The organism is Bradyrhizobium sp. CCBAU 11361 (genome assembly GCF_028128935.1).
GTDB lineage: Bacteria > Pseudomonadota > Alphaproteobacteria > Rhizobiales > Xanthobacteraceae > Bradyrhizobium > Bradyrhizobium niftali.
On the sequence record NZ_LBJZ01000145.1, the window covers coordinates 1 to 24,256 of the forward strand.

13 protein-coding genes and 4 pseudogenes are annotated in these 24,256 nt (G+C 58.4%); 10 read left to right on the top strand and 7 right to left on the bottom strand.

The features are described 5' to 3' along the window. From XI08_RS12380 to XI08_RS12390, 3 genes and pseudogenes are all read right to left on the bottom strand, one after another. Positions 1–309 (bottom strand): annotated as a pseudogene (locus tag XI08_RS12380) (IS21 family transposase); the annotation flags it as partial. Positions 310–674: 365 nt separating this feature from the next. After that, positions 675–2,189, bottom strand: coding sequence for an ISNCY family transposase (locus XI08_RS12385; protein ID WP_271574593.1), 1,515 nt, complete (start codon positions 2,187–2,189; stop codon positions 675–677). Positions 2,190–2,623: 434 nt separating this feature from the next. Then, a complete protein-coding gene (locus XI08_RS12390) occupies positions 2,624–3,043 on the bottom strand; it encodes an SET domain-containing protein-lysine N-methyltransferase (protein WP_271574594.1) in 420 nt (139 codons plus the stop codon). A gap of 3,391 nt (positions 3,044–6,434) precedes the next feature. Here XI08_RS12390 and XI08_RS12395 point away from each other — a divergent pair. The 7 genes and pseudogenes from XI08_RS12395 to tnpC all read left to right on the top strand — a co-directional run. Further along, entirely contained in the window at positions 6,435–7,706 is a 1,272-nt protein-coding gene (locus tag XI08_RS12395; protein ID WP_271574595.1) for an aminotransferase class I/II-fold pyridoxal phosphate-dependent enzyme, read from the top strand. Positions 7,707–8,060: 354 nt separating this feature from the next. Next, on the top strand, positions 8,061–8,921 hold the full coding sequence (locus tag XI08_RS12400) for an SDR family NAD(P)-dependent oxidoreductase (protein ID WP_271574596.1): 861 nt from the start codon (positions 8,061–8,063) through the stop codon (positions 8,919–8,921). A gap of 379 nt (positions 8,922–9,300) precedes the next feature. Continuing rightward, positions 9,301–11,733 (top strand): CaiB/BaiF CoA-transferase family protein, encoded by a 2,433-nt coding sequence (locus XI08_RS12405; RefSeq protein ID WP_271574597.1) that lies wholly within the window; start codon positions 9,301–9,303, stop codon positions 11,731–11,733. A 485-nt stretch (positions 11,734–12,218) separates the two neighbouring features. Then, positions 12,219–12,979 (top strand): annotated as a pseudogene (locus XI08_RS12410) (IS5 family transposase). Between the two features lie 23 nt (positions 12,980–13,002). Next, positions 13,003–13,404 carry an IS66-like element accessory protein TnpA gene (gene tnpA / locus XI08_RS12415; protein WP_271574598.1) on the top strand — a complete coding sequence of 134 codons (402 nt, stop codon included), beginning with the start codon at positions 13,003–13,005 and terminating at the stop codon, positions 13,402–13,404. Next, the gene (tnpB, locus tag XI08_RS12420; RefSeq protein WP_165124204.1) at positions 13,401–13,748 is read left to right on the top strand and encodes an IS66 family insertion sequence element accessory protein TnpB; all 348 of its coding nucleotides are present in this window, start codon (positions 13,401–13,403) and stop codon (positions 13,746–13,748) included. Before tnpA ends, tnpB begins: the two co-directional genes overlap by 4 nt. A 47-nt stretch (positions 13,749–13,795) precedes the next feature. Continuing rightward, positions 13,796–15,210: pseudogene (gene tnpC / locus XI08_RS12425) on the top strand (IS66 family transposase); the annotation flags it as partial. On the opposite strand, the gene XI08_RS12430 reads toward tnpC, so the two are convergent. Further along, positions 15,205–16,392 (bottom strand): IS110 family transposase, encoded by a 1,188-nt coding sequence (locus tag XI08_RS12430; protein ID WP_271574604.1) that lies wholly within the window; start codon positions 16,390–16,392, stop codon positions 15,205–15,207. The pseudogene tnpC and the gene XI08_RS12430 sit on opposite strands and share 6 nt — an antisense overlap. A gap of 252 nt (positions 16,393–16,644) precedes the next feature. Between XI08_RS12430 and XI08_RS12435 the strand changes: the two are divergent. Next, a pseudogene (locus XI08_RS12435) lies at positions 16,645–16,914 on the top strand (transposase domain-containing protein); the annotation flags it as partial. 638 nt (positions 16,915–17,552) lie between these two features. Beyond that, on the top strand, positions 17,553–18,662 hold the full coding sequence (locus XI08_RS12440) for a DUF2817 domain-containing protein (RefSeq protein ID WP_271574599.1): 1,110 nt from the start codon (positions 17,553–17,555) through the stop codon (positions 18,660–18,662). A 456-nt stretch (positions 18,663–19,118) separates the two neighbouring features. On the opposite strand, the gene XI08_RS12445 is transcribed toward XI08_RS12440, so the two are convergent. The 3 genes from XI08_RS12445 to XI08_RS12455 all read right to left on the bottom strand — a co-directional run bounded on the left by XI08_RS12445 (position 19,119) and on the right by XI08_RS12455 (position 21,024). Continuing rightward, on the bottom strand, positions 19,119–19,271 hold the full coding sequence (locus XI08_RS12445) for a LysR family transcriptional regulator (RefSeq protein ID WP_271574600.1): 153 nt from the start codon (positions 19,269–19,271) through the stop codon (positions 19,119–19,121). 225 nt (positions 19,272–19,496) lie between these two features. Beyond that, positions 19,497–19,778 (bottom strand): helix-turn-helix domain-containing protein, encoded by a 282-nt coding sequence (locus XI08_RS12450; RefSeq protein ID WP_271574601.1) that lies wholly within the window; start codon positions 19,776–19,778, stop codon positions 19,497–19,499. Between the two features lie 1,012 nt (positions 19,779–20,790). After that, positions 20,791–21,024 carry a hypothetical protein gene (locus XI08_RS12455; protein WP_271574602.1) on the bottom strand — a complete coding sequence of 78 codons (234 nt, stop codon included), beginning with the start codon at positions 21,022–21,024 and terminating at the stop codon, positions 20,791–20,793. Positions 21,025–22,372: 1,348 nt separating this feature from the next. On the opposite strand from XI08_RS12455, the gene XI08_RS12460 reads away from it, so the two are divergent. Further along, positions 22,373–23,920, top strand: a complete 1,548-nt coding sequence (locus XI08_RS12460; protein ID WP_271574603.1) for a hypothetical protein — start codon at positions 22,373–22,375, stop codon at positions 23,918–23,920. Positions 23,921–24,256: the final 336 nt, after the last annotated feature.

The following is a 24,256-nucleotide window of genomic DNA, read 5'->3' on the forward strand; positions in this document are numbered from 1 at the left end:
CGTGCGACGGATGCCGGCGCCGAGCTCGGGATGGCGTCGGAGCAACTCCTCGAAGATCGTGACCGGCCGCACACCGGCGGCGGCCTTCAGCATCGGCACGATATCTGTCTCAAATACGCGGGCCAAGGGATCTGGCCGGCGACGGCCGCGAGGAGCCTTCTTCTGCGACGGAAGGCGTCGATCCTTCTCGATCCGGTAAGCGGTCGAGGTGCTGAACGACGCCTTGGCGGCGGCCACGGGTGGGCTATCGGTCTGACGGTACTTCATGTAGAGCCTCATTTGGTGATCGGTAATGTGTCGGCCTGGCACGCGAGTGATTCCTCTTGGCGGAAGAACCACTTGCATAACCAGCCGGCCGCGATCACCAGTCGGCGCGGTCCGCTGTGGATCGCGCCGACGCCGGGCTCGTAACTCCGGTCGGGCTACGCCCTCCCTGCGTCACGAGCCCGGCGTAGCCTCTCATCCTGGTCGACGCTCCACTTCCACCCTAATCGCCGCGCGGCAGGTGTCGCGCGGCGATCAGGATGGAAGTCGTATTGCCTCACGTATCGATGCTCCCGGGCGCGATCGGTTGCCTCATTTATTTTGCTCCTGGCTTGGGTTGAGGAGGAGGCCGGGTGCGGAGATGGCCGGGGTTTCGGAGCGCCCGGCCTCCTCCGCTGGCAGCCGCTACATCATTGCGTTGTCGTGACCTCTGACCTTGGTGGCATTTTCTCCGTAGGAGCGAACAGCAGCGCATTCGCTTGCTCGCTGCGCCAGGATTTAAGCCGCCGTTGAAGCGTTCGAAGAAGCTTGTTCGGGTAGGCTCCAGGATATTCCACCTGCAGGCGGGAGAGCAGTTCGCTGCCAGTCCGCCAGGGCTCGGCTTCAAACCATTTTCGCAAATCTGGCGTTGCGCGAATGAGCGGGTCGGGACGACGCCGACCTCTTTTCGCCTTCACGATTGGCCGATCCGTCGGTCGCATAGCTCCGTCCTTCCAGGCCGTTCGCAGGCTTGCCAGGAAGCGATCGGTCGATTGCGATGCCGCAGCAGGATGGACGATTGGTTGGGTATCCGCGAGGGCCGCGAGGCGCTCCTGCGCGTCGCGGATGTCGCGCAACAACGCGACCGGATCGAGAGCGGCATAGATTTCTTGGAGATGGTGGCGGACTGCGTCAGGCGTGCGGGCGTCGGCGGCCAGGCGCTGGTGGGGTGTTGCCGGCGCGCTGTATGTCTTGCGCACACGAGCACCGTCGCGCTGCTTGGCTATCAGCTTGAACGAGGGTTGGAAGAAGTTTACGAACAGCCGCGCTGCTCGATAGAGTTCTGCCAGCAGCTCGGCCGCTTCCAGGCCTTCGAACCGACGGTAGCCGACCATCCTGCGCACGACCGCGCCGTTCTTCTGCTCAACGAACGCCTGGTCATTCTTCCGGTAGGGACGGCAACGCGTGAAGACAATGTTGGCTGCCTCGCAATAGCCTTTCAGCGTCTCGTTCATGAACACCGTATCATTGTCAGTATCGAGGCCGAGCAGCGCAAAAGGCAAATGTTTGCGCAATTCCGTCAGCACCGTGCTCAACAGCGTCTGTTCGCGCACGATCAGGGGAGCGCACTCTGTCCAGCCGGTAGCAATGTCCGTGAGCACGAGGGTCTGGATAAAGCTGCCGCGCGCAGATGGTCCGCTATGCGCTACAAGGTCAGCCTCGACGAATCCTGGCGCCGGATCGTTCCAATCCGCCGACGTCCGTATTGGAACATTGCGACGCAGAGAATGCGCTGTGTGCCGCCGGCGCTTGCGACCCAATTTTTCTTGGATCGGCACCAATACGCGGTCAATCGTCGCAGCGCTCATCGCCAAAAGCTTGGCGCGGATCTCGGGGGCAAGGTCGAGGTGGCCATGCCGTTCCATCGCCTCTATCAGCGCAGGCATTAACGCCTTGAGCCGCTTCCCGCAGATCCGATCTGACGCTTCCCAAAGGAGCACGAGCGCGTTGTGTTCTGCCTCATTATAGATCCGACGTCGCGGCCGTCGGCCTGGGCGTGCGTCTTCCTGGCCTCGAAGTAGTCGCATCGCATGCTTGCGATGAAACCCAGTGATGTCGACGAACTCGTCTAATATTCGTGCCTTCTTCGCGCGATCCGAATGCCGATAACGCACGCCCGCCGCCGCCGTCAGTTCCTTCCGCGTTGCCATGCTCAGCCGCCCCATCTGCGCCCCCGCTCGTCCCCGATTCAGGGGAGCAATTTACGTGAGGCAACGGCTCAGCATCCGGTAACGATTAAGGCGAGGCAATGCGCTTCCTACCCAGATTGCCGCGCTACATAGAGCTCTGCCGGAGTGGAGGGTCGCGGGCGCTCCTTGACGAGCGCCGCCAAAAAAAGCTAGGCGGGATTCAGAGGAGCGTCGGATGACCGCCAATTCGTTGGCGTCCTGCGATCTGCTTCGCAGCGCTGGTCCACTCGCTTCTGGGTGCCGGGCTCGGTCTGAGCGTCGGTCTATCTGGGAGTGAGGTCCGGGTGGCTGTTGCTACTTCGGATCAGGTCGCACCGCGACGGATGCACACTGCGCCTTCGGAGCCTTGGGGATCGGACTTAAAGCTCTGGTCTCTTCAATGGGTTTCGATTGGCTTCCACGATGTATGCCTACTCGATGAACTTGATGGTAGGAGGATAAGCGGAGATGTTCGTGTAGCGGTGTGTAATCTCCTCATCCACCTCTATATCCGTTATTGCGACAATGCTCACCCACGCGCCAGACTTTTCATCGGTCCACACTATTCGCGCATTTGGATTTACGGAGTGGTTCACGATTGAGATCCACCCGAAAACCACGTAGCCTATTACAGAGTCTCCTTTGAGGTGCCGATCGTGCCGCACGAAGTAGTACTCAAAGAGTCCCGTATGATCTAGTAGCTCGGCTGTAGCATCTCCAAATCCCCACGTTGGAGCTCGATCAATTACATCACCAGTTTTGAAGGCAACATTGGCAAATACGCCGCGACCCTTTCGTAGCACAGTCTTGACGTACATCGCGCCGCTGCGATCAAATACCTTATGAATCATGGTGGACCTTCTTTTTGTTGGACATCGACCACCACGCGCCCGATCAGGCTACTGAGATCTTTTTGCGCGACCACTGGAGTGCCTGTATGTTTAACTCCTTGAATTCAAGGAGCGTGCGAGGGAGTATAATTAGGAATTGCGGGCTGAAGCATTCCATCTGAGCAACTGGGTGGTCCGAACGTCCACAGACAAGCCGCTGGCGAGACTGTGGCAGGGTGGAAGTAGCTGCCTTTCCCCGGCCCCTGGAAAGCTTGTTGTTGCTGCTGCTCTTTATAAGGAGAGCCCGTGGTCTGATGTAACAACTAGGCAGTAATTCGCCATTCCACCGCTTATCGTGCTGCGGTCGAATAACCCGGTGTGGAATGCAACGGTTTGCAAGCCTCAGAGTCGGCCAACTAATGACGAGAGGGGGACCGATTGTTTTGCGAACGCGACAAACCTGCCGCACACGAAGACCCTGCTTTCCGGCGAACACCTCCCGGCCTATCTCACGGGCATCGAAACATCGATAATAATGAACGATTCTGTGCTGAACGAAGGCGGTTATCCGCGGTCTAGCAATGGCCACGGCGATAGCGTCCGGCGCAAACTTCGATCCAGCTTTTATAGCGAACCAAAATGCAAGAAAGACACGCATCTGTCGATTACCCACTGCAACAATCGGCTGGTCCTTAAAAGGACGGTCAACGATGGCAAGTTCTCTCATAGAGAGCCGCCAACCAGGGATGACCATGCGTCTATCGTTGTTTCGAGGAGCTCGGGAGCCGGTGGCATGGCAGAGAACAGTACCGCAGTCGGAACGGTGGAGAAAAATGGTAAGGCAGGCGGCACCATGAGAGGCGATATCTGCTGAGATACCATCAACTTTGTAGTAGTCCACGGCGAACGCGCCGGGCTGTCGCAAGTCGCGGAAACTAATATGAACAGCCGCTCGGCGGTTGACGGCCACGCCAATATCCATTCCGGTTATCCGATCGGCACGATTGAGCACAACCGGATGGAAGAGCTCTTCGGTCGGATCAGGAGCATCCGTTGGTGGCGGAAGACGAGTCATTGCACATAAGCCTTGGTTGAGGCGTCGTAGGTGCTGATGCTCGTCACCCGTACCCGAGGCTTGCGGCCATAATAGAGATCTTGCGGGGGAGCGCAAAGGGGGCCCAATCGAGTAGTTGACACGTGGCTGTCAGCCCTCTCGGGAAGCGCTTGTTATTGGCCGCGAGCTTTCTGCCAATTGCGATTCGCAGCTTCGCGCCGGTGACTCCGCATCGCCGAGATTCAGCCATCAGACATCTCATCTTGAGTATTTCGATATACATTTGGGAGCGAGAAATTCGCTTTCGCAAAGATAGATCATCACTAATCCGACGATAACTACCTAAGGCGGTAGTAGCAGCGGCTACGACGTAGCAAGCCACTATGGACACCGAGCACAAACTGATCCAAGGCTTGGCAACCAGGGACATGTGCAGCAGCCCGGATGATAAGCCAACTGTTGATAAAATGGCATAAGGATTACGACCGCTGACTTTACTGCGTGCGACGTACGGTAATTAGCGCTCGCCCGTGGGCACCGACAGCACTGAAGGGCGACTTCCGAACTCCCGCCGCGAAGCTAACGTCCCTTCAGCGTTATCGTCACGGTCTGGCCACGTCGGATGTGCATGAATCGCATCTAGACGCGATGTCGCGAAATAAGCCAGCGCTGTTCGGCCCACTGACCGGTGGCTTGACATAGGCGCTCCAGTGGTCCACCCGTGCTGGTCAGACGGGGATGGTCGAGCAGCACCTGGATGATGCGCCCGTCGACCCTCAGATAGCGAACAAGGCCGAACTGAACCGGGAGGTACGATTCGCCTTATTCGCCGACTTGCGACACCGGCGTTCTTCACGAAACTTGGCGAATGATGAACCGGAGAGATGCAAGTTGCGTGAGGTGCACAACTCTGATCAGTTTACGAACGGCTGCGCCACCTTGTCCTCCAGTGTCGGGATGCCCAGTGGTCGTTCGGTGCCATCCGCTAGGGCCATGTGGGGCCGGAAAGGCTGCATGGGCCCTCGGTCCTGACCTCATTGAGGAACGTCGGAAGCTTCGGCAGTTTGGGACGTCGGTCGGCAATGCGCGGCCGGTGCGCCCGCCGCCTCCACAGCCCTACGGTCGTTGCGCGCGATGATCGGCTTTGCGGTCCATTGCCTGATGGAGATGGAAGAAGGCCTCACCGGGGTGCCACAGCGAGACGAGCCGGGAGTGTCTGGTAGCCAGAACGCCGTCGGTTAGTTGGACCGGACGAATCCGCGGCTCGGCGGCGATCACTGTCGGGCCTGGTGGGGTGACGGGCATGGAGTTCTTAGTTTGGCTCGTGAATGGGTACTCCCTTCTCGCATCGCTTTCTCAACTTAGGTCAACTCCGCCGCGCTAGCCAGGACGCGAGCGCGACCGGCTCGACATGTGCGGCAGGTCGTTCGTTCAGCAAAGCAATGCCGTGGGTCGCCCAAACGGGGTTTGTTGGACGATAGGTACTTATTCAGAATGAATTCACGTGGGGGCGCCCATTCGGCAAAAATGCCGTTCTGCGGCAACTAGATGGGAATCAGGATCCTGCCAAAAAAAGGTCGATGGCGTGGCTCCAAGAAAATAAGTTTCAAGTGGCTCATCTTTATGGGCGTCTCTTTATAGGCGCCGCACGGCTATGGGCATTCTCGATCGCCAACGTCGCTACTATGCCTACGCGTCCGTTCGTCAGCAGCTAACTGGGAGCGATCAAGCACTTACATCTGAAGCTCCACGGTGACGAGCAAACCGGACGGAACGGATTGAGGTATAAGCCGACAGCATGTGATCGCTCGCAACAGCTTCAAGCTTATGTTGACGGCGGGCTGCAGATCCGGCACGGTGCAGATCTATCGGTGCCATGCATTCTTCCGTAAGCAGCCCACTGCTGATTTGCGGCGATGTTTTCCAGAGCGCCACAACTGCTGCAGTCGCTTCCTCTTGGCAGCTGTCCTCTTAAACTTACATCACACGAGCCCGGGTAGCGATCCCTAAAAGCATCGCGCTGGTCTTCAAGGACAGCTGCAAGCTGCAGCGCCGCAGTCGGAATGACTTCACCGCTTGGGCGATGAATCGGGGGGCATTTCGCTCGCGCCTATAGTGACAGTGGCCCCGTCCGACATGGAAGCGTGACACTCAACTCTTTGCGCCGCAGCCTATCCGACTTGGTAGTTGGCCAAGCGACATCGTCGGTGCTTAAGTCCTCTAAATGAAGGGGCACAATCTAGTTGCCCTCACGATGTACATACAGGACTTCCGGTCCTGGCCGACGTAGTGAAGGCACTTGTCGTGCCCGCTGATCTGCCCGGTCGATTGCGCATGCTTGGCAGATGGGAGAATGAGATGCAACAAAGGAGCTCCCCTTCCAACGGTGGCCAGCCGATCGGACATTTCCGGAATACGGCCTACATGATCAATAAGAGCCGGCCGTACTTTGATGCAGCCCACGCGGCCGGTCTCATGGCGGTCCAGGGGCGTTCCACGACTGGACGCCGCTTTGCTTTGGGCACCGGTCCACTCGACAGTCGGCCGGAGATAGTTGACTTCGTGCGCTGCTCCTACCTGGGCTTGGACAATCATCCTGTAGTCGTTGCCGGCGCAATTGATGCGATTAAGGCGCATCACTCGTTGCATTGGTCATGTGCGCGCACGCGCCTCAATTTTGACCTTCTGGCAGCGCTTGAATCCAATCTGTCGGAGATGTTTGACGCACGTGTGATCGCCTTTTCCACGGTCATGCTCGCGAATCTTGGAGCGATGCCGCTCCTTGCTTCGGGCCAGTTGACTGGCGGAAGGAAGCCGATCGTTGTATTCGATCGAAGCGCGCACATATCTCTGGCCTATCACAAACCAGTAATCGCTGATGAGACCCAGGTGGAAACGATTGCGCACAACGACACTGACGCGCTTGAATGCTTGTGTCGCAAACATCCAGTGGTCGCATATGTATGCGATGGTGTTTACTCAATGGGGGGCAATTCGCCCATTGAAGAACTGCGCCAGCTTCAGGAACGCTATGGTCTCTTTCTCTATATCGATGATGCTCACGGCATATCGCTGTTCGGAACACGGGGCGAAGGTTTTGCCCGCTCTCAATTTCCGCTCGTGTTGGGTGAACGAACGATCATAGTCGCCTCGCTGGCCAAGGGATTCGGTGCATCTGGCGGCATGTTGATGTTAGGAACGGAGGAACAGGAGGCGCTCTTTCGGCGGTACTCGATTCCCTATGCCTTTTCCGTTGCCCCCAATCTGGCGGCGGTTGGCGCGGCGCTTGGCTCATGCAAGATTCATCGCTCAGCAGAACTTGGCGAACGTCAGGGGCGGTTGGCAAAACGGATCGAAGTCTTCGACCGTCGTGTCGTAACTGCCGAGCAAGGCAATTCACTTCCGATCAGAATGATCGCTATCGGGTCCGAAGCCAAGGCGATCGCAATTGCGAAAGAGCTTTTGAACAGCGGATTCTACACTTCGGTGACGTTCTTCCCGACAGTTGGGCAAGGCGAGGCAGGAATTCGAGTGTGCATTACGGCCGATCATGAAGGCCGCGATATAGAGCGACTCTGCGATTGCATCCTGGCGAGTAACATGGCTAGCGGTAGCGCCGGTCCTGGCTAAGGCGCTTGGTGGGAAATCGGCGAGAGACGTCCGTGGAGTTGCTGCTCAGTGCGAAGACGTTTCCATAATCGTGTCGCGGAGGATGCATGTCCGTCACATGCTCGATCAATCGTTCGAACGCAATCTTCGGAGGATTAAGTGTCTTTGGCGTGTCCATCCGTGAGAGTCTACTCCGGGTGAGAAACATTAAACGCACACAGGCACACAACTTTGCTGCGTGTAGTCTAGGAGGATAGTCCATTAGGGCTTTGGTATGATGTTCCATCTCTCTCGGAGACAGAGTCTTCAGGGCATGATTTCTGAACAATGCGAGCATAAAGCCAAGCGGATTGTAAGGAGGCAGCGATAGCCGCGATGATCTCTCCCGATCGCGTCGCCTCAACTCTCTGGCGTTGGCTTGCTTATAACTCGAACCGTTTGACGAACATGTTAAAACCAGGAAGGCTCATGACCCGAAGCGGAAGGCACGTTGCCCTCGTGACCGGAGGAGCACGCGGGATTGGATTTGAGATCGTGCGCCGGTTCTTGAGCGATGGCTATCTAGTCGCGTTTGTCGCGACAAAGGGAGAACATGTAGAGCGAGCGCTTGATCTTCTCGAGCGTCCCGAAGATCGACTCTATGCCGAGAGGGTCGATGTAACGCGACAAGACGAGGCGGAGAGATTTGTTGATCGGATCCGCGCGCGCTGGGGTGAGATATCGATTCTGGTGAACAATGCTGGCATCTCTCCTAAACGTATGGATCAAAATGCGCCTTGGCTTTCGCAGACGTCTCCCGCGGAATGGGCGCGCGTCATTGATGTCAATCTCACCGGTCCCTTCACATTCATACGCCTTACAGCGCCATCGATGATTGCAAAAGGCTATGGGCGCATCATCAACGTGGGTTCGCTTGCCGGCCGGGCCATCCCAATGATCGCAGGACCTCATTATGCTGCTTCGAAAGCAGGACTGGTCGGATTGACGCGCGCTGCTGCACGAGATCTTGCTCCATACGGCATCACTGTGAATTGTATCGCTCCAGGGCGAGTTCTCAGTGATCTGACTGGGTCAGCCGATGCGGCGGTCAACCGCCTCGCCCTTAACCGCATTCCGGTTGGCCGTTTTGGAACCGCTGAAGAGGTAGCGCACGTCACGGCTTTCCTGGCTTCACCGATGATGGGCTTTATCACCGGTGCAACGATCGACATCACGGGCGGCGAATTCGCCGCATAAGTCGATAGCCTGGCATTTGGAACGAAAGCATGCGTTGATCGGAGGTGGCGAAGAGTTCACTTACAAAAAATGCTGCAAGCCGGGCACAATGGTTGTCTCTGAGGGGGCGCGACCAGAACGGATCCTGCAACCGGCGGTGTCCTGTCGCCGCGTACCGCAGGGCAGTCTAAGCCTGGGTCTTTGAGTTCGACGCTCGATCTCGGTCGGCGAGACGCAATGTTGCAGCCGGACTGCTATGCGTTCGGTCCGACTGCTTCCCACTTCCTCGCAAACGAAGCCCGCGTATCAGTTCATGGCGAACGATGCGGTGGGGCAGGAGGGCATATTTGGCAGATGATATCTTTTGAGAATCAGCGTGGCTGGAAGAATGGAGCCCCTAATGAGAGTGTTGTCTCGTCTGCGGATCGTCGAGATTGGTAGCTCGGCTGCAACGAGCTATTGTGCGCGGCTGTTTGCGGACTTCGGCGCCGATGTTCAAAAGATTGAGCCGCCGGCAGGTGATCCAATTCGTTGCAGTGCACCACTCACGAGGGGCGGCCACAGCGCGTGGTTCGCGTCCCTCAACTACAACAAGTCAAGCACGGTCATAGATAGCGCCGAACCCGATGCGATCACCCGGCTCACTGCAATGATTGAGAACTGCGATATTCTGCTCGATGGGCGCGATGTTGATCCTGCGGATTGTCCAGCCATAGATATCAGGGCAATCCGGCAGCGATGCCCCGGGTTGATCTATCTCGAAGCAAGCTGGTTCGGCCACGAAGGTCCTTATGCGGGATTCTCTGCAACAGATTCAACCGTTCGCGCGCTCGCGGGCCTCATCAAGCTGGTAGGACCGGTTGAGGGGCCGCCGTTGCTCGCACCGGATTTCCAGACGGGCATCCTTGCTGGCCTATGGGGCTTCATCGCCGCTGCTTCTTCAGCGTTCGCGCGAATGCACGGCGGGGCAGGACGGTCGTGGTCACTCAGCATCTTCGAATCGAGCCTCGCTCCGAGTGAGTATCTAATGTTCGAAGCGCTTCAGCGCGGCGACCTGATGCACCGGAGTGGCATTAACCGGTTCTGGCCAAACTTTCCAGTCGGCATTTACGAAACAAGCAATGGATGGATCGGTGTTTCCGCAATCACTCCGGCACAATGGCGGGCGTTCTGCCACATGCTCGATCTGCCCAAATTAGGCAATGACCCGGCTCTGTTCTTGGGCGTCGATCGTCTGCAACACGTGGAGCTAATCGAACGACAGTTCGTTCCGAGGCTGAAGACGCGAACCGCGCAGGAATGGTTTGCTGAGGGTCTGAAGCGCAAGATCCCGATCGTGCCTGTACCCGAGATATCCGATCTGCGTCAGGATGCGGAGAAGAAGGAACGCGGCGCGATTGTGCCCGTCGTGTTTGGTGAAGAAGAAGGTCTGACGGTTGGCTCAATGCAGCGACTAACGTTGACGCCGCCGCGCCGCGGCGGAAGGGTTCCGGCTCTGGGCGAGGAGCAGCCTGTCGCGAATATCCGAAGATATGTGACCGGCGCTGCGTCGGCGTCGTCGGGCCGCATCAATGTCGCAGGGCCACCATTGGACGGAATTCGCGTCATCGACTTCTCAATGGGCTGGGCGGGGCCGTTGTGTACCCGTACATTGGCTGACCTCGGTGCTGATGTCATCAAGATCGAGGCCATCCAGTATCCAGATTGGTGGCGCGGCGTTGACCGGCGGGCTGCTTACGTCGACGGGCGGATGTACGAAAAGACCGCTCGATTCTGCATGGTAAACCGCAATAAGCGCGGCATCACGCTCGACCTGACGCGACCGCAAGGGCTCGCTCTTGCGAAACGCCTATTGGCAGGAGCCGATATTGCCGTCAACAATTATTCGGTCGATGTACTGCCGAGGCTCGGGCTTGGCTACGACGTGCTCAGAACTCTCAATCCTCGCCTCGTTGTGATGTCGATGTCAGCGTTTGGCTCGAACAGCGTCTATTGCAATTGCCGGGCCTACGGCTCGACACTCGAGCAGGGGTCGGGGCTGCCGAGCGTGATCGGGCATCCTGGCGATCCACCGGTTATGAGCCACATCGCGTTCGGGGATGCGGTGGGCGGGTTGAACGGCTGTGCTGCGGTGCTCGTTGCGCTGATTCATGCCCGCACCACCGGCCAAGGACAGTTCATTGACCTCGCGCAGATCGAATGCATGATGCCGTTTGTGGCGCCATGGATTACTGTCGATTCAATCAACCATGTTCCGCCAATACGGTATGGCAATCGACATCCGCAGTTTGTGCCGCATGGCTGCTTCCGCTGTGCGGGTGAGGACGATTGGATCGTGATAGCCGCGACGGACGTGGATATGTGGCAGAGGCTTGCCACACTTATCGGTCGGCCAGACTGGGCTGCGGATCCATCCCTGAAATCTGCGGAGGGGCGCCGGGTCATCGAGAATGTGATCGAGAGCGGCATCGAAGGCTGGACGCTCACGCGCGATGCAAATCAGGCGATGTTGGAGTTGCAGGCCGCCAGGATTGCAGCTGGTGTGGCGCGTCTTCCAATCGACCTGCTCAAGGATCCGCATCTCAGCTCGCGCGGGTTCCTGCAGGCGGTCGAGCGAGAATTCATTGGCTTGCATCCGCAGCCCTCGATGCCGATTCGCGAAGGCAAAGAGCCCTATGCGATCCGCGCAGCCGCACCGACGCTGGGACAACATAACGCAGAGATCCTCTCCGGGCTACTCGGGCTCTCTGACGACGAGCTTGCACAATTACAAAGAGAGGGCATCATCGGTACAGCTATGCTCTCGGAAGACGAGCTCACAAGAGCAAGGTAACTGTCCCCAGACTGATATATTGACGCTCTGGAACGATAGCGTACCTCTTGGCAGAGGGACGCTTCCCGATCAGCGCATTTATCGCGCAAAGCATTTCCATTCTTTCGCAAGCCGGAAGAGCGCAGCCCTCGTGCGGAAGTCGACAACTGGATAGCTGGCCAGAAACACCTTCGGGCCGCAGGGGATCACGCCGCACGGACGGCTGGTCACCCGTTGCAAGCCCCGTCTCGTCGACACTCACGCCGGCGCGCGCGACGACATTGCAATGGCAATTTAGGTCACTGCCTCTGGAACACAAGCCACCGTGGCTTCGCAACTCGAGTGCCGTAGACAATGCGGCTCGGCCCGAGCAGTATCCCTCCATTGAGGGCCGCCTTGTTTGACGGACGCGAGCGCTGCAGGTCCTAGGGGTAATCCTAGGGTCTGTACCTAGTTAGCGATCTCTGATTCCTTCGCACCGAGTTGATTCGGGACGGGGGACTTCGGTGCGCAAAGGGCTGTTCTGGCTGAACGACAAGCAGTGGGCTCAGATCGAGCCGCATCTGCCAACGAACCAGACCGGCCCGGCGCGCGATGACGATCGACGCATCATCAGCGGTATCATTCACATGCTTCAGTGCGGCGCACGCTGGCGCGATTGCCCGCCCGACTATGGTCCTTACACGACGATCTACAATCGTTTCAATCGCTGGGCTAAGCGGGGACATTGGCAGGCGATCTTTGAAGCGCTCGCCCGCTGCGGCAAGGATGGCGTGACCTTGTCCATCGACTCCACCTCGATCAAGGCGCATCGCTCGGCGAGCGGCGGAAAAGGGGGGAGCATGAACAGGCGATCGGCCGCTCGCGCGGTGGGCGGATCACGAAAATCCACGCGCTGAGCGACCCTGATTGCAGACCTTGCGCATTTCATCTCACTCCAGGACAAGACGCAGATATTGCCGCAGGGCCGGCCCTTTTGAAACTCGCGCCGCCCATGTCTGCCCTCATTGGGGACAAAGGCTACGATGGCGACGGCTTTCGCGCCGAAATCGCCAATCGCGGCGCAAAGCCCGTCATTCCAAACAAATCCAACAGGGTGACCCTCCACACCTTCAGCAAACGCGCCTACAAAGGGCGCAATGTTATCGAGCGCTGTTTCTGCCGGCTCAAGGATTTCAGGCGTGTCGCAACTCGCTACGACAAACTTGCCAGGAACTTCTTGGCTGCCGTCCACCTCGCCGCCATCGTCGCCTATTGGATCAATTGAGTCTGAGCCCTAGGAGAAGCGCTATGACGGTTTCGCGGGCAGAGGTGATCACATCGGTCGAGCGGCGGCGGCGGTGGTCACAGGATGAGAAGGAACGGCTAGTTGCAGCATCGCTCGAGCCCGGAGCCACTGTTTCCGAGGTGGCTCGCATGGCTGGCCTTCATGTGAGCCAGCTGTTCAGGTGGCGGAAAGAGCTTTGCAAGCACGGTGAAACGAGTGTGGCGCCGTTGGTGCCGGTCGAGATTGGGCCGTCTGTGCCGCCGCGGGACCTGACCGAAGTGCCGTTGACGACGGCGCCGGCGCGTCGACGGAGGAGCCAGGGCATCATCGAGATTGATCTCGGTAGCGGACACCGCATCCGGGTCGACGGTGACGTTGATGGAGACGCGCTGCGGCGAGTTCTCGATGCCCTGGTGCGCCGATGATCCCGGTTCCGACCGGCGCGCGAGTGTGGCTCGCGACAGGCTACACGGATATGCGCAGAGGCTTTCCGTCGTTGGCACTCCAAGTGCAGGAGGTGTTGCGCAAAGACCCGCTCAGCGGTCATCTGTTCGTCTTCCGCGGTCGCCGCAGCGATCTTGTGAAGATGATCTGGCACGATGGCCAGGGAGCATGCCTGTTTACCAAAAGACTCGAGAGAGGAAGGTTCATCTGGCCATCGGTTGCCGGTGAATCGGTAACGATCTCTCCGGCGCAATTGAGCTATCTGTTGTCCGGGATCGATTGGCGCAACCCTCAAGAAACCCAGCGTCCGACGCGGGTCGGTTAGTCGTTTTACAGGTTTGAATCTGCGGCTTGATCTGATTCAATGGCTTCATGATATCAAAGCCGGACGATCTTCCATCGGACCTTGTCAGTGCCCTGGCGGCGCTGCAGGCCGAGCGTAAGGCGCGGCTGCGAGCTGGGGCGATGGCTGCCAGCGCGCAGGCAGAGCTGTCGGACAACGAGGCGCTGGTCGCGCATCTCGAGCTGCGGATCGAGAAGCTCAAACGCGAACTGTACGGGCAGCGCTCCGAGCGCACGGCGCGGCTGCTCGAGCAGTTGGAACTGGAGCTCGAAGACCTTGTCGCCACGGCGAGCGAGGATGAGCTTGCGGCGCAGGCCGCAGCGGCGAGACGCAGAACGTCCGCCCCTTCACGCGCAAGCGGCCGGTGCGCAAGCCCTGGCCGGACGACATCGAACACGAGCGCGTCGTCATGGAGGCTCCAACGAGCTGCGCCTGCTGCGGTGGATCGCAGCTGGCGAAGATCGGCGAGGATGTGACCAAGACGCTGGAGGAGATCGCACGCCGCTTCAAGTTGATCGAGACGGTACGGGAGAAGTTCACCTGCCGCGATTGCGAGAAGATCAGCCAGCCGCCTGCGCCGTTCCATGCCACGCCGCGCGGCTTCATCGGCCCACAATTGCTGGCGACGATCCTGTTCGACAAGTTCGGCATGCATATCCCGCTCAACCGCCAGAGTGCGCGCTTTAAGGCCGAGAGGATCGATTTGCCGCTGTCGACGCTCGCCGACCAGGTCGGCCACGGGACCTTCGCCGTCATGCCGCTCTTCCACTTGATCGAACGCCATGTGCTCGCTGCCGAGCGCCTTCATGGCGATGACACCACCATCCGTATCCTGGCGAAGGGCAAGTGCACGACCGGGCGGATCTGGACTTATGTGCGGGATGACCGGCCCTTTGCCGGGCCTGCGCCGCCGGCGGCGGTCTATTACGCCTCGAGCGACCGACGAGGCGAGCATCCCCAGAAGCATCTGGCCGCCTTCGCCGGTATCCTGCAAGCCGATTGCTACAACGGCTTCGAGCCGCTGTTCGACCCGCAGAAGAAGGTGCTGCCGATTACGCCGGCGTTTTGCTTCGCCCATGCGCATCGGGGCTTCTTCGAGCTGGCTGACATCGAGAAGAATGCTTGGGAAGGTAAGAAGGGTAAACCGGTCTCTCCGATCGCGCTGGAGGCGGTCAGGCGCCTGGATGTGTTGTTCGAGATCGAGCGCGCCATTAACGGCTGCGGCGCCGAAGAGCGGCGCGCCATGCGCCAGGAAAAGAGCAAGCCGCTTCTCGGCGACATGCACGCCTGGTTGCTCCGCGAGCGCGAAACCCTCTCGCGCTCCTCCGAGGTTCTGAAGCCTATGAATTACATGCTCAGGCGCTGGGACGACTTCGCCCGCTTCCTCGACGATGGCAGGATCTGCTTGACCACGGATGGTGTTGAGAAGTCCTTACCTTCAGTTCGTAGCAACTTTTTTTGGTTTTTCCTTCCAGGCAGCCACCATGCGTTCATAGGCCTGCTCGACGCGTGCGACGTAACCAGCTTCCCGTTCGCGGATCTCCTTGATCCAATAGTCCCGGCCCGGGCCAGCCTTGCCGTAGGCACGGGGAGCCCCAGCCTTCAGAGCCACCTTCCGGAGTTTCATCGCCGTGAACGCTGGCCGCGCGTAAGCGTAGTCCTTCCCGGTCGTCAGGACGTGCCAGATCATGACTGCGAGCTTGCGCGCCGTCGCGACGGCTGCGACCCCGGCCCCGTGCTTTTTCTGCGTGCGGTTGAAGAATGCTCGCAACGGACCCGGCGCCGTCTTGGCTGACCACGCCGCCTCAACCAGCATCTTGCGGGCGTCACGGTTGCCCTGCTTCGAGATCCGGCCATGCCGTGCCGGGTGCTCGCCTGACTGCCGAACCCGCGGAGTCAACCCGAAATAGCTGCTGAGCTTATCCGGCGACGGGAAGCGTGCGATGTCGCCGATGGAGGCCAGTATACTCGATGCGACAACCGAACTCACGCCGGGGATCGTCATCAGCTTGAGAGCCCGTGGATCGTCCAGAGCCTGCTGGGCCACGACTTTGTCGATCTCCGACAGTTGCTTCGTCACGCGTTCGAGTTCCGCGACCAAACGCCGGAGCATTGCACGCTCCTCCGATGGAAGAGGCAGACTGTCCAGCCAATGCTGTCCGCGCTTGCCGAAGAGATATCCTTTGTAGGGCGGGATGAGGTTGGCATGCAGGACAGCCTTCATGCGTCCTTTAATCCGGATGATCTGCGCCAAGACGCCAGCGCGCTCGGCCATCTGGCGCCGGCGGCTGTAGGTGTCCTCGTCAGCAACCCAGACCTCCGGCAAGAAGCCGGCAGCATGCAACTTTGCCAGGGTCCCAGCATCGACCTTGTCCGTTTTGACTCGCGCATAGGCGATCGCCCGAACGAGCCTCGGATTGGCGACCGCGACGCGCTTAACGTGCGGGCGCAGAATACGTTCGACCGCCGCGCTGTTGCCCGTCACCTCGATGACCACCTCATCCTCGAGGCTGAGTGTCTTGGCAAAGGCGACAAGCCGATCGTGGACGAGATCTACGCGGAGCTGTCGGATTATTGTTCCGTCCTCCAGGATCGCCACCTGGGCGAACGATCGGTGGATGTCCATGCCGACGATTTGCATGCTTAGTTCTCCTTTGTCTCAGGAGCCAGTGGCTTGCACGACATCTACGGATCCGCGCTCGCAGCGCAGCCGGGCAAGTCGTAGGGGGCGGCCAAGTAACAAAGCGAGCTCACAGCTCATGGTCATGGCGGCCTGCCACCGTTTCGTGCTCCAGCGCCCCTATCCCGGCTTCGCCAGACTAATCCGGACGACCAGTCCTCTCCACCGGGTTTGAGCGCTGAAAACATCATGCCCTTTAACAATTGCGCTGAGCGCGCATTGAGAGGCATCGCCTTGGGAAGGCGCAACTGGACCTTCGCCGGCAGCCAGCGTGGTGCCGACCGTGCCGCCATCATGCTGACGATGATCACGACCTGTCGTCTCAACGACGTCGATCCGAAAGCCTGGCTCGCCGACGTCCTCGCCCGCATCGCCGATCTTCCCGCATCGCGTCTGCACGAACTGCTGCCCTGGGAATGGAAGCTCCTGCGCAAAACCGACAAACCCGCCGATCAGCAGGCCGCCTGACCTTCACGCAACGCCCAGCCATCATAGAGCTCGCCGCTCTCACGCGCATGTGCCAATCTGGCGGCCTTCGTCGTATGCGTACCCCGAGCATCACGGTGGCAGGCGAGCAACTGAGACGGGTGAATGCTGATGCAGCGAGGATCGCCGCTACATGCACGCCAGGCTCAAGACGCCTCTGTCACAACTTGCTCCTTGAACTCGTTCGGACCGGCGTCGGCGCAGCTGCGTAGCGCCTCAAGACGGTCGGCGAACGCTTCAACCACGGAAAGTTCTTAGTTCCCGAATTAGTCGCTGGCATGGAGGCTCACATCGGCTCGCAAACTCAGCAGCCGATAGCTGATCGCTCACCACCTCCGCCCGATGCGGCCAGACGGAATGTATTTGCTGCTTACCGAAGTTGGCAACACCACCATCACTGTCCGACGATCGAGAAGCTTCGGTCTGCGTCCATATGGGACACGGCTTCCGGGCGCTTTTACAGTCATACGGGAGGAGCGTGACCAATCTAGGAGCGGGGGTGCATCGTTCCCGCTTTGGTGGTTGCGCGTCGCTTCTATCCGCAGATAAGGATAGAGAGAGCTTCTCCTACCTTACATTGTGGATGACGCAACGCAAACATCGTTCTGTGGAAAATAAAAATGAACCTCGACGTAGCTGCACAAGCGGCTCTCATTGTCTTCTCGGATAACTATTTCGAAGCTCGTCAAAAGCTTCGTGAGATTGCACCAGGCTCTCAAGCCTATGAATGCAGCGTAAAAGGCCCACATGGCGAGGACCTATTTACAGACGTGGCGTACTTTGGACCCGTTAGCGCGAAAAAGCTCCTCGTCTTAGTATCTGGCTCTCATGGTGTAGAGGGATACTGCGGGTCCGCTGCCCAACTTCTTTTTCTCAAGACCAAATTACAAAACGTACTACCAGCCGCGACGGCGGTGCTTATCATTCATGCACTAAATTGTTACGGCTTCGCGTGGGATCGCCGCGTCACAGCAGAAGGGGTGGACCTCAACCGCAACTTCATAGATTTCTCCAAGCCGCTGCCGCAAAATCCGGACTACGAAGAGCTCGCCGAATACCTGGTTCCGGTGGACATCTCAGAGGAAGTGCTTCGGCGCGCGGATGATGCCTTAACATTGTACCAGGCGACCCAAGGCACTGAGAAATTCCGATTGGCTTATTCGGGTGGCCAATACTCCCGGCCGGAGGGAATCTTCTATGGAGGTAAGGAGCGTACAGAGGCAAGGAGAACACTCGAGAAAATTGCAGTAGACTATGATCTGGCATCACGCGACGAGGTGATCATTCTAGACTATCACACCGGTCTCGGCCCGTATGGCTATGGCGAGTTGCAGTGCGAGCAGTCAACAGGACAGTCGAACTACGACCGAGCCGTTGGGATCTTCGGTGCTTCGGTCACCTCGCCTGACGTCGGCACCTCGTCCTCCGTCTCGCTTAGGGGCACGCAAGATCTGTTCTGGAGGAGGATACTGGGAGAGCGCGGCACTTACGTCGGGCCGGAGTTTGGAACCTATCCTCTACCTGGAGGGCGCATTGCGCTTCGTCGTGACCACTGGCTCTTCGCATACAGTCCTGACAACGTGAACTCGGAGCTTGGTCAGGAGATTCGCAGTGCTACGAAAAAGCACTATTACCCGCAGGCGTTAGATTGGAAGGAGATGGTAGCTTGGAGATCGCATCAGCTGCATAGGCAAGTGTTGGAGTCGTTAGCGTCTGCAAATAGTATTTGATGTCGTCCGCACATTGCAGACGCCTGCCTCGCAGGCGTACCGTCGGATGAACAATTCGGATATGTTGCATCTCCGCTATGCATGTCCTGCGTCACTTTGAATGTCATACCGACGGCCATCGCTTCAGCCTTCGAACGAGAGCTCTCTGCCCGCGACCAGATTTGGTGGTCCCACGTATATCAGCTCCTCATTGTAGATATCCCAACTATCGGCAGGTTCGATAACAAAAGGTCGCGTGTAATCAATATGTCGCAGTCATCCGAAGACGTCGGCGGCGATAGCGAGCTGACGACGTCCACGATAACACCGCCCGATTCAGCTGAGAACGCTTGCAGATTTGGAATCAGAAGCGAGGAAGCAAAAGTCGATAGCGATGTGCGGACGACAATCCGATTGGTGCTTGCGCCGGCCCGCCGCCGCATTCGCTTGGCGGTGAAGCCGACCGTCTTGAGCGGTTCAAGACTGCGTTAGCAAAAGTCTTCCGAACTCGGTCAAATCACTGCGTCGGCCGCGCCGCTCGATGAGGTCCGCACCGAGATAGTCCCACAGGACGGATAAATAGCGGCTGACCGAGCTCTGCGTCGTTCCCAGGCTGGTGGCGGCGCGCATTACGCTGCCTTCGCGGGCGACAGGCACAAAAGCTCGGATGGCGTTAAAGGAACTTCGTCGTCTTGAGCCGCCACTGTCTCCTCCGGTTGTCAGAATGAATATCCATCACATTACTCGATGTCTATAGGAGGATTCCCGCGAATATCGGGTCGACTGTGCATAAAATCCACGTGGCGCCCGAGTACCGCAGAAGATCTGCGTCAACAGCTCGGTGCTGTAACGGGGCTATGTTCTTTTGCGGCGTGCGGCGTTCGGCTTGCGACCTTTAGGTAAGGTGGCGGGCGGCGGCGCACCCTTGGATGGCCGAACAAACAGCTCGGAAACAGCAATGCCGAGCGTCTCGGCAAGGCGATCGAGAAGATCGATTGTCGGGTTCGCCCGTTGGCGCTCAAGTCCGCTCATATATGAGCGATCAACGCCTGCATCGTAGGCCAATTGCTCTTGCGGAATACCGCGCTCGACGCGGATCCGGCGCACATTGTAAGCCACAAGCGCACGAGCTCTCATGCGCGGAGGCAGCCATTTCGATGGTCATCAAACCACTGGCTATAACCGGCATAAAAACATCACAAACTTGGAGGTTTTCGATCGAGCTATTCGGTGCGTGTCACCGAATCGTTGTTCCCTGACGCTATGTCGACCGTCTATCAATTACGGCGGCGCAGGTTTTGCGGGCGCTGACCGAAGCTCAGCGCCGGTAACGGGAGCCCTGGAGCACCCGATGCAACGGGCGGGATCATCCAGGCGAGACAAACAGAAGCGAAATCCGGCTATCCTCGGGGCCCGGCGGCCCCGGCCTTGGGTATTCACTAAGCAGCTCCAAGACGTGTATCTCGTGGTCGGCGAACTGCTCCATCCAAGCGGGTCGACCCCACCTGGTCTGCTGAACATTGTGTTTCTCTTCCGCGGGCTAGATTGGGGGACGGCAGCAACGGTGGGGCGGTGGAAACGGTGGCCCGCCTGGCATTGAGGAGATTTCGTAACGCCTGGACCGGGGGGCGGTACCGGCAAATATAGCTATTGCGGCGCGACGCCAGGCGACCCGTCCGGTGCTTACTTCAACTCGACCAATCTGAGCAGCGGCATCTCGCGGTCGACGGGCAGAAAGGGAGGGGCACGCCGTAATACTTCCGTCCTCGGGTCCTCTCTTCAATCAGCAGCTGATTGCCTTGTGCCTCGGGTCCTCTCATCGCTGAGAGGACCAAAACTCGCCAGCGTGCGATTTGCCTGCCTTTTCGGTCGAGGCTAGCTGTGTGTCGAGCGCAGACGCTCGGAAACTTGATAGAAAATGAACGAATCGGGTCGGCCAGCTTAAAGCGAGCTTACCTCTAAAGCCGTCAACATTGTTCGTGAATAAATGGCCTTAGTAACCGCTGCTCACAGAATATCAAAAGGTCCAGTCGGATAACGCCACAGCTTGAGATCTGATCATCGCACGAGGCTATCACGACATGAGTGATGGGATTCCGGTCATGGGGGCAGGAGGCCAACGCATCGGCCTACACTCTTTGCATGTAGTTCATGGATCGGTCCGAAAATCGAGTTCGATCTCACGCGTCACCTCGATTATTCTCTCTGGATGGCGGCCGTTCTCGACAAAAGCGTATTTCAAAGCTTGGGCGCGGTTGACAAAAAGGCCGCCAAAGGAGCCCCTTTGTTCGCGGGCGACCCAGTTACCGCGTCGGTTCCTGCCAACAAAGACAATCGGCGGTTCCGAGCTACGCGAAGAAGGCTCGAAGAGCTGAGTCATCATGTCTCATCCGTGACCTGGCGGTTCAGGTTCACCAGTCGAGATGCTAAAAATCCATCGCCTGGCTTCCAGCTCGCAATCGAAATTGTGACGCTATCTTGCATGACCGCTCTTGAGACGCTGGTGGCGTCAAACATCGGTCCCACTGCCGGCCGCCCATAAGTCGTGGCTCTGGTCGCCAGCCATCGACTTCGCCTACAGAATACGTCAAAGCTGAACCGAGTTCTGCTACCAGTTCTGGGGCAACAAAGAATCCGGAGCATACTGAGTATGCCTGAGACTTTGGCTCTGCCGTTGCTTTGGGCCAACGACGCGATCGACGCTTAAGGGCCCCGGCCTACTCGACCATTGGGCCAAGACAAACATGACGCTGGGCCGCGGTCGTACGCGCCGCAGTGAGCGGCTGGTCGCCAAGGCATTTCACGGCCGCTAGCGGATATTGGCGTTCCTGGTAGCGCTGCGCCACGACCGCATCAGCGCTAGGTGTGTGATCGACGGGCCGATCAACGGCGAGAGATTCCTGGCCGACTCGAACAGGTGTTGGTGCTATCCCTCAGGCCCGGCGCTTGTCATGATCAACAATCTCGGCAGCACAAGGGAAAGTTCGTGCGGCGCGCCATCCGCGCCGCAGGCGCATAGCTGTTCTTCCTGCGGCCCTACAGCCCCGACCTCAATCCAATCGAGGTCTCCGCCAAACTCAAGACCCGGCTCCGAAAGGCCGCCGGGCGACCGCAAATGCAGCCTGGAAGCGCATTGGTGCCTTCTAGACTGCTTCACGCCGCGGGAATGCGCCAACTACATCGTCAACGCCGGATACGCTTCATGACGCACTCACGCTCAGATCCTTAGAATGGCAAAAGTCTCGGTAACGGTAAGAGGAACGATACGCTTTGTCCGGCCTGTTGGGTTCGCGACACAGGTGTTCAACCGTGTCGCAGAGCCGAACCGACTAAAAAGCAATAAAAGAGGGCCCGGCGTAATCAGCAAAGTGGCACGAGTTTTGATCCTTTTACCCGCTGCGCGGCAGGAGTTGCCGGCTGGACCTCATGTTTCGGGTTGCCGTCATGGGTGGCACGGAGGAGGGAAAAGCGGCATGACAGGCCTCCGTCAAATCGCATGCTATTGGATGGTGGGCGTGGCAGAGTTCATGACCTGCGACGCTATGCGAGTCCTTGTCGACCTCGGGAAGAAGATTTTGAAGACCGGCTCCAGCCGCTTTCTTTGGACGGCGAGTACTGGCCTAGTAGGGCCCAGCGTTTGTGCGCGCTCGCGCTCGCACTTGTCTTGGTTGCTTGCGGTCAGCAATGCGATCCGCTCGGCTCTTCCCTAAAGCCTTACAGGAGGTGCTTGCATGGGCTTGGATATTGATCGCGATGGTGCGCCGCACGACGGCCCCGCCGCAGGCCAAGTGTTCCGCGATCTTGGCGTTGAACCGATCATTAATTGCACCGGCGTGCGTAGCTCCTATGGCGGATGCAATCCAACACGATCTGTGCTCGCCGCAATGGAAGCCTCTGGTCGAGGCTTTGTCATTCTGAATGAACTGGCGGAAGCGATTGGACGAAAATTGGCTGCGCTCACCGGTGCCGAATGGGGGCTCGTGACTGCTGGAAGTGCAGCAGCAGTGAGCCAGGCTGTTGCTGCTTGCGTAGCGGGTAACGATCCAGAGAAGATGCTGAAGCTCCCGTTACGCGGCGAGAAGGCGGTCGTTGTCGCTGCTGATCAACGGATGGCTTACGAGCATGCAATTCGAGCAGTCGGTTGTATGGTGCTTCCTATCGGCCGTGCCTCAGACTTGGAACAGCTTCCAATTGAAGATATAGCAGCAATATGCGTTGTTGCTTCAGATATTCCAAAGTCGGTGTTGCCCTTCGAAGAAATCGCTCTGCGCTCCAGGCAACTCAGAATTCCGCTGATTGTAGATGGGGCCGGGGAAGCCCCAAGATTTCCCAACGTTTGGCTTCAAAACGGGGCCGACCTGCTGATTCATTCAGGCGGGAAGTATATCAGCGGACCGCAATCTACCGGCTTCTTGCTTGGTTCGGAACGATTGTGCAGAGCGGCGTACCTGAACGGACCTGCTGGCCAATCGTTTGGCAGGTCAATGAAGGTCGGTAAAGACGAGATCATTGGCGCTTACGTCGCGTTGGAGGAATGGGTTAAGGGAGGGGCCGCTCGTGCGATGGAAAGATGGCGCGAGTGTATTTCGATAATGACGCGCGAATTTTTGAGTGTACCTGGCCTCTCTGTCGAAGAGATGGAACCAGACTCCGCATTCTGCAATCCACGAATAGCGGTCTCCTGGCAGGCTAAAACATTCCCAATAAGCGCCGGCTTAGTTGTCAAAAAGCTGGCCAGCCGGCGCCCGCGCATTATGTTACGCGACTGCTGGCAGCGCCCCGAACGGATCGTAGTCGATCCGACCAATCTGACCAAAGTCGAGGCCGAGATCGTTGGCCGTGTAATCATTCATGCCCTTGCAGAACCTCCTTTGGCGCAAGCTGAACCACCACAGGAGGACTTTGAGGAGCTAGCAGGAGCATGGCAGGTCTTTATCGAATTTCTTCACGGCAGCACTGTACATGCGTTCGTTCTGCTACAGGATGGTCAAAATATTTCGGGCAAGCACATGGGCGCCGAGGTGTCGAGCAACTGCCGAGGCCAAATAGTTGGACCGAAGTTGCAGCTGTTTTCGCAATTGCCGGGCGATCCCTTGGCCTTGGACTACGAGTTCGAAGGGACGTTTCGCGACGGCAGCCTGGCAGGAATCGTTCACTTGGGTGCATCCGCGGCCAAGTACAGCGGACTGAGCTTTAAACGGCAGTTCGGACAAGCCAGTTGGCGCGCTAAGCGCACCAGATTAGATCACGCCGATGGTGTAAAAGTGCAACGTCGCTAGGAAGCGGTCGTTTACGAGTGCGCCCCGTTAAGGGATAGATGGAGAGAAAGGATCATCTTCGGCAGCAATTCAGTCCCACCTGCGCTCGCATAGTCTCAGTAGGCGGGGCCAAGCTGGTTAATGCGTGTCTGATCGCCTGAAAATGCAAGTGCCGGCCGACCGCTTGATATGTGTTTGGTGCAGACCACGGTTACCTCGAGGGAGGTGCGTGGCCGAGGCGTCACGATTAACCCGGCCCAACGGTGGTCAAAGGTCGGCCTGCGCCGTAGCTCGTATCATCATTATGGCTGGAAGAAATCGGATCCGACGAAATCGGGGGCGAACAGAGCCTATTTT

What these genes read in the sequence shown, in the direction of transcription:
- XI08_RS12390 (WP_271574594.1), bottom strand. Translation starts at nt 3,043, where the DNA reads ATGATTCATAAGGTATTTGATCGCAGCGGCGCGATGTACGTCAAGACT.
- XI08_RS12395 (WP_271574595.1), top strand. Translation starts at nt 6,435, where the DNA reads ATGCAACAAAGGAGCTCCCCTTCCAACGGTGGCCAGCCGATCGGACAT.
- XI08_RS12455 (WP_271574602.1), bottom strand. Translation starts at nt 21,024, where the DNA reads ATGATGACTCAGCTCTTCGAGCCTTCTTCGCGTAGCTCGGAACCGCCG.
- XI08_RS12460 (WP_271574603.1), top strand. Translation starts at nt 22,373, where the DNA reads ATGGGCTTGGATATTGATCGCGATGGTGCGCCGCACGACGGCCCCGCC.
- XI08_RS12450 (WP_271574601.1), bottom strand. Translation starts at nt 19,778, where the DNA reads ATGAGAGCTCGTGCGCTTGTGGCTTACAATGTGCGCCGGATCCGCGTC.
- XI08_RS12385 (WP_271574593.1), bottom strand. Translation starts at nt 2,189, where the DNA reads ATGGGGCGGCTGAGCATGGCAACGCGGAAGGAACTGACGGCGGCGGCG.
- XI08_RS12430 (WP_271574604.1), bottom strand. Translation starts at nt 16,392, where the DNA reads ATGGACATCCACCGATCGTTCGCCCAGGTGGCGATCCTGGAGGACGGA.
- XI08_RS12400 (WP_271574596.1), top strand. Translation starts at nt 8,061, where the DNA reads ATGATCTCTCCCGATCGCGTCGCCTCAACTCTCTGGCGTTGGCTTGCT.
- XI08_RS12440 (WP_271574599.1), top strand. Translation starts at nt 17,553, where the DNA reads ATGAACCTCGACGTAGCTGCACAAGCGGCTCTCATTGTCTTCTCGGAT.
- tnpB (WP_165124204.1), top strand. Translation starts at nt 13,401, where the DNA reads ATGATCCCGGTTCCGACCGGCGCGCGAGTGTGGCTCGCGACAGGCTAC.
- XI08_RS12445 (WP_271574600.1), bottom strand. Translation starts at nt 19,271, where the DNA reads ATGCGCGCCGCCACCAGCCTGGGAACGACGCAGAGCTCGGTCAGCCGC.
- tnpA (WP_271574598.1), top strand. Translation starts at nt 13,003, where the DNA reads ATGACGGTTTCGCGGGCAGAGGTGATCACATCGGTCGAGCGGCGGCGG.
- XI08_RS12405 (WP_271574597.1), top strand. Translation starts at nt 9,301, where the DNA reads ATGAGAGTGTTGTCTCGTCTGCGGATCGTCGAGATTGGTAGCTCGGCT.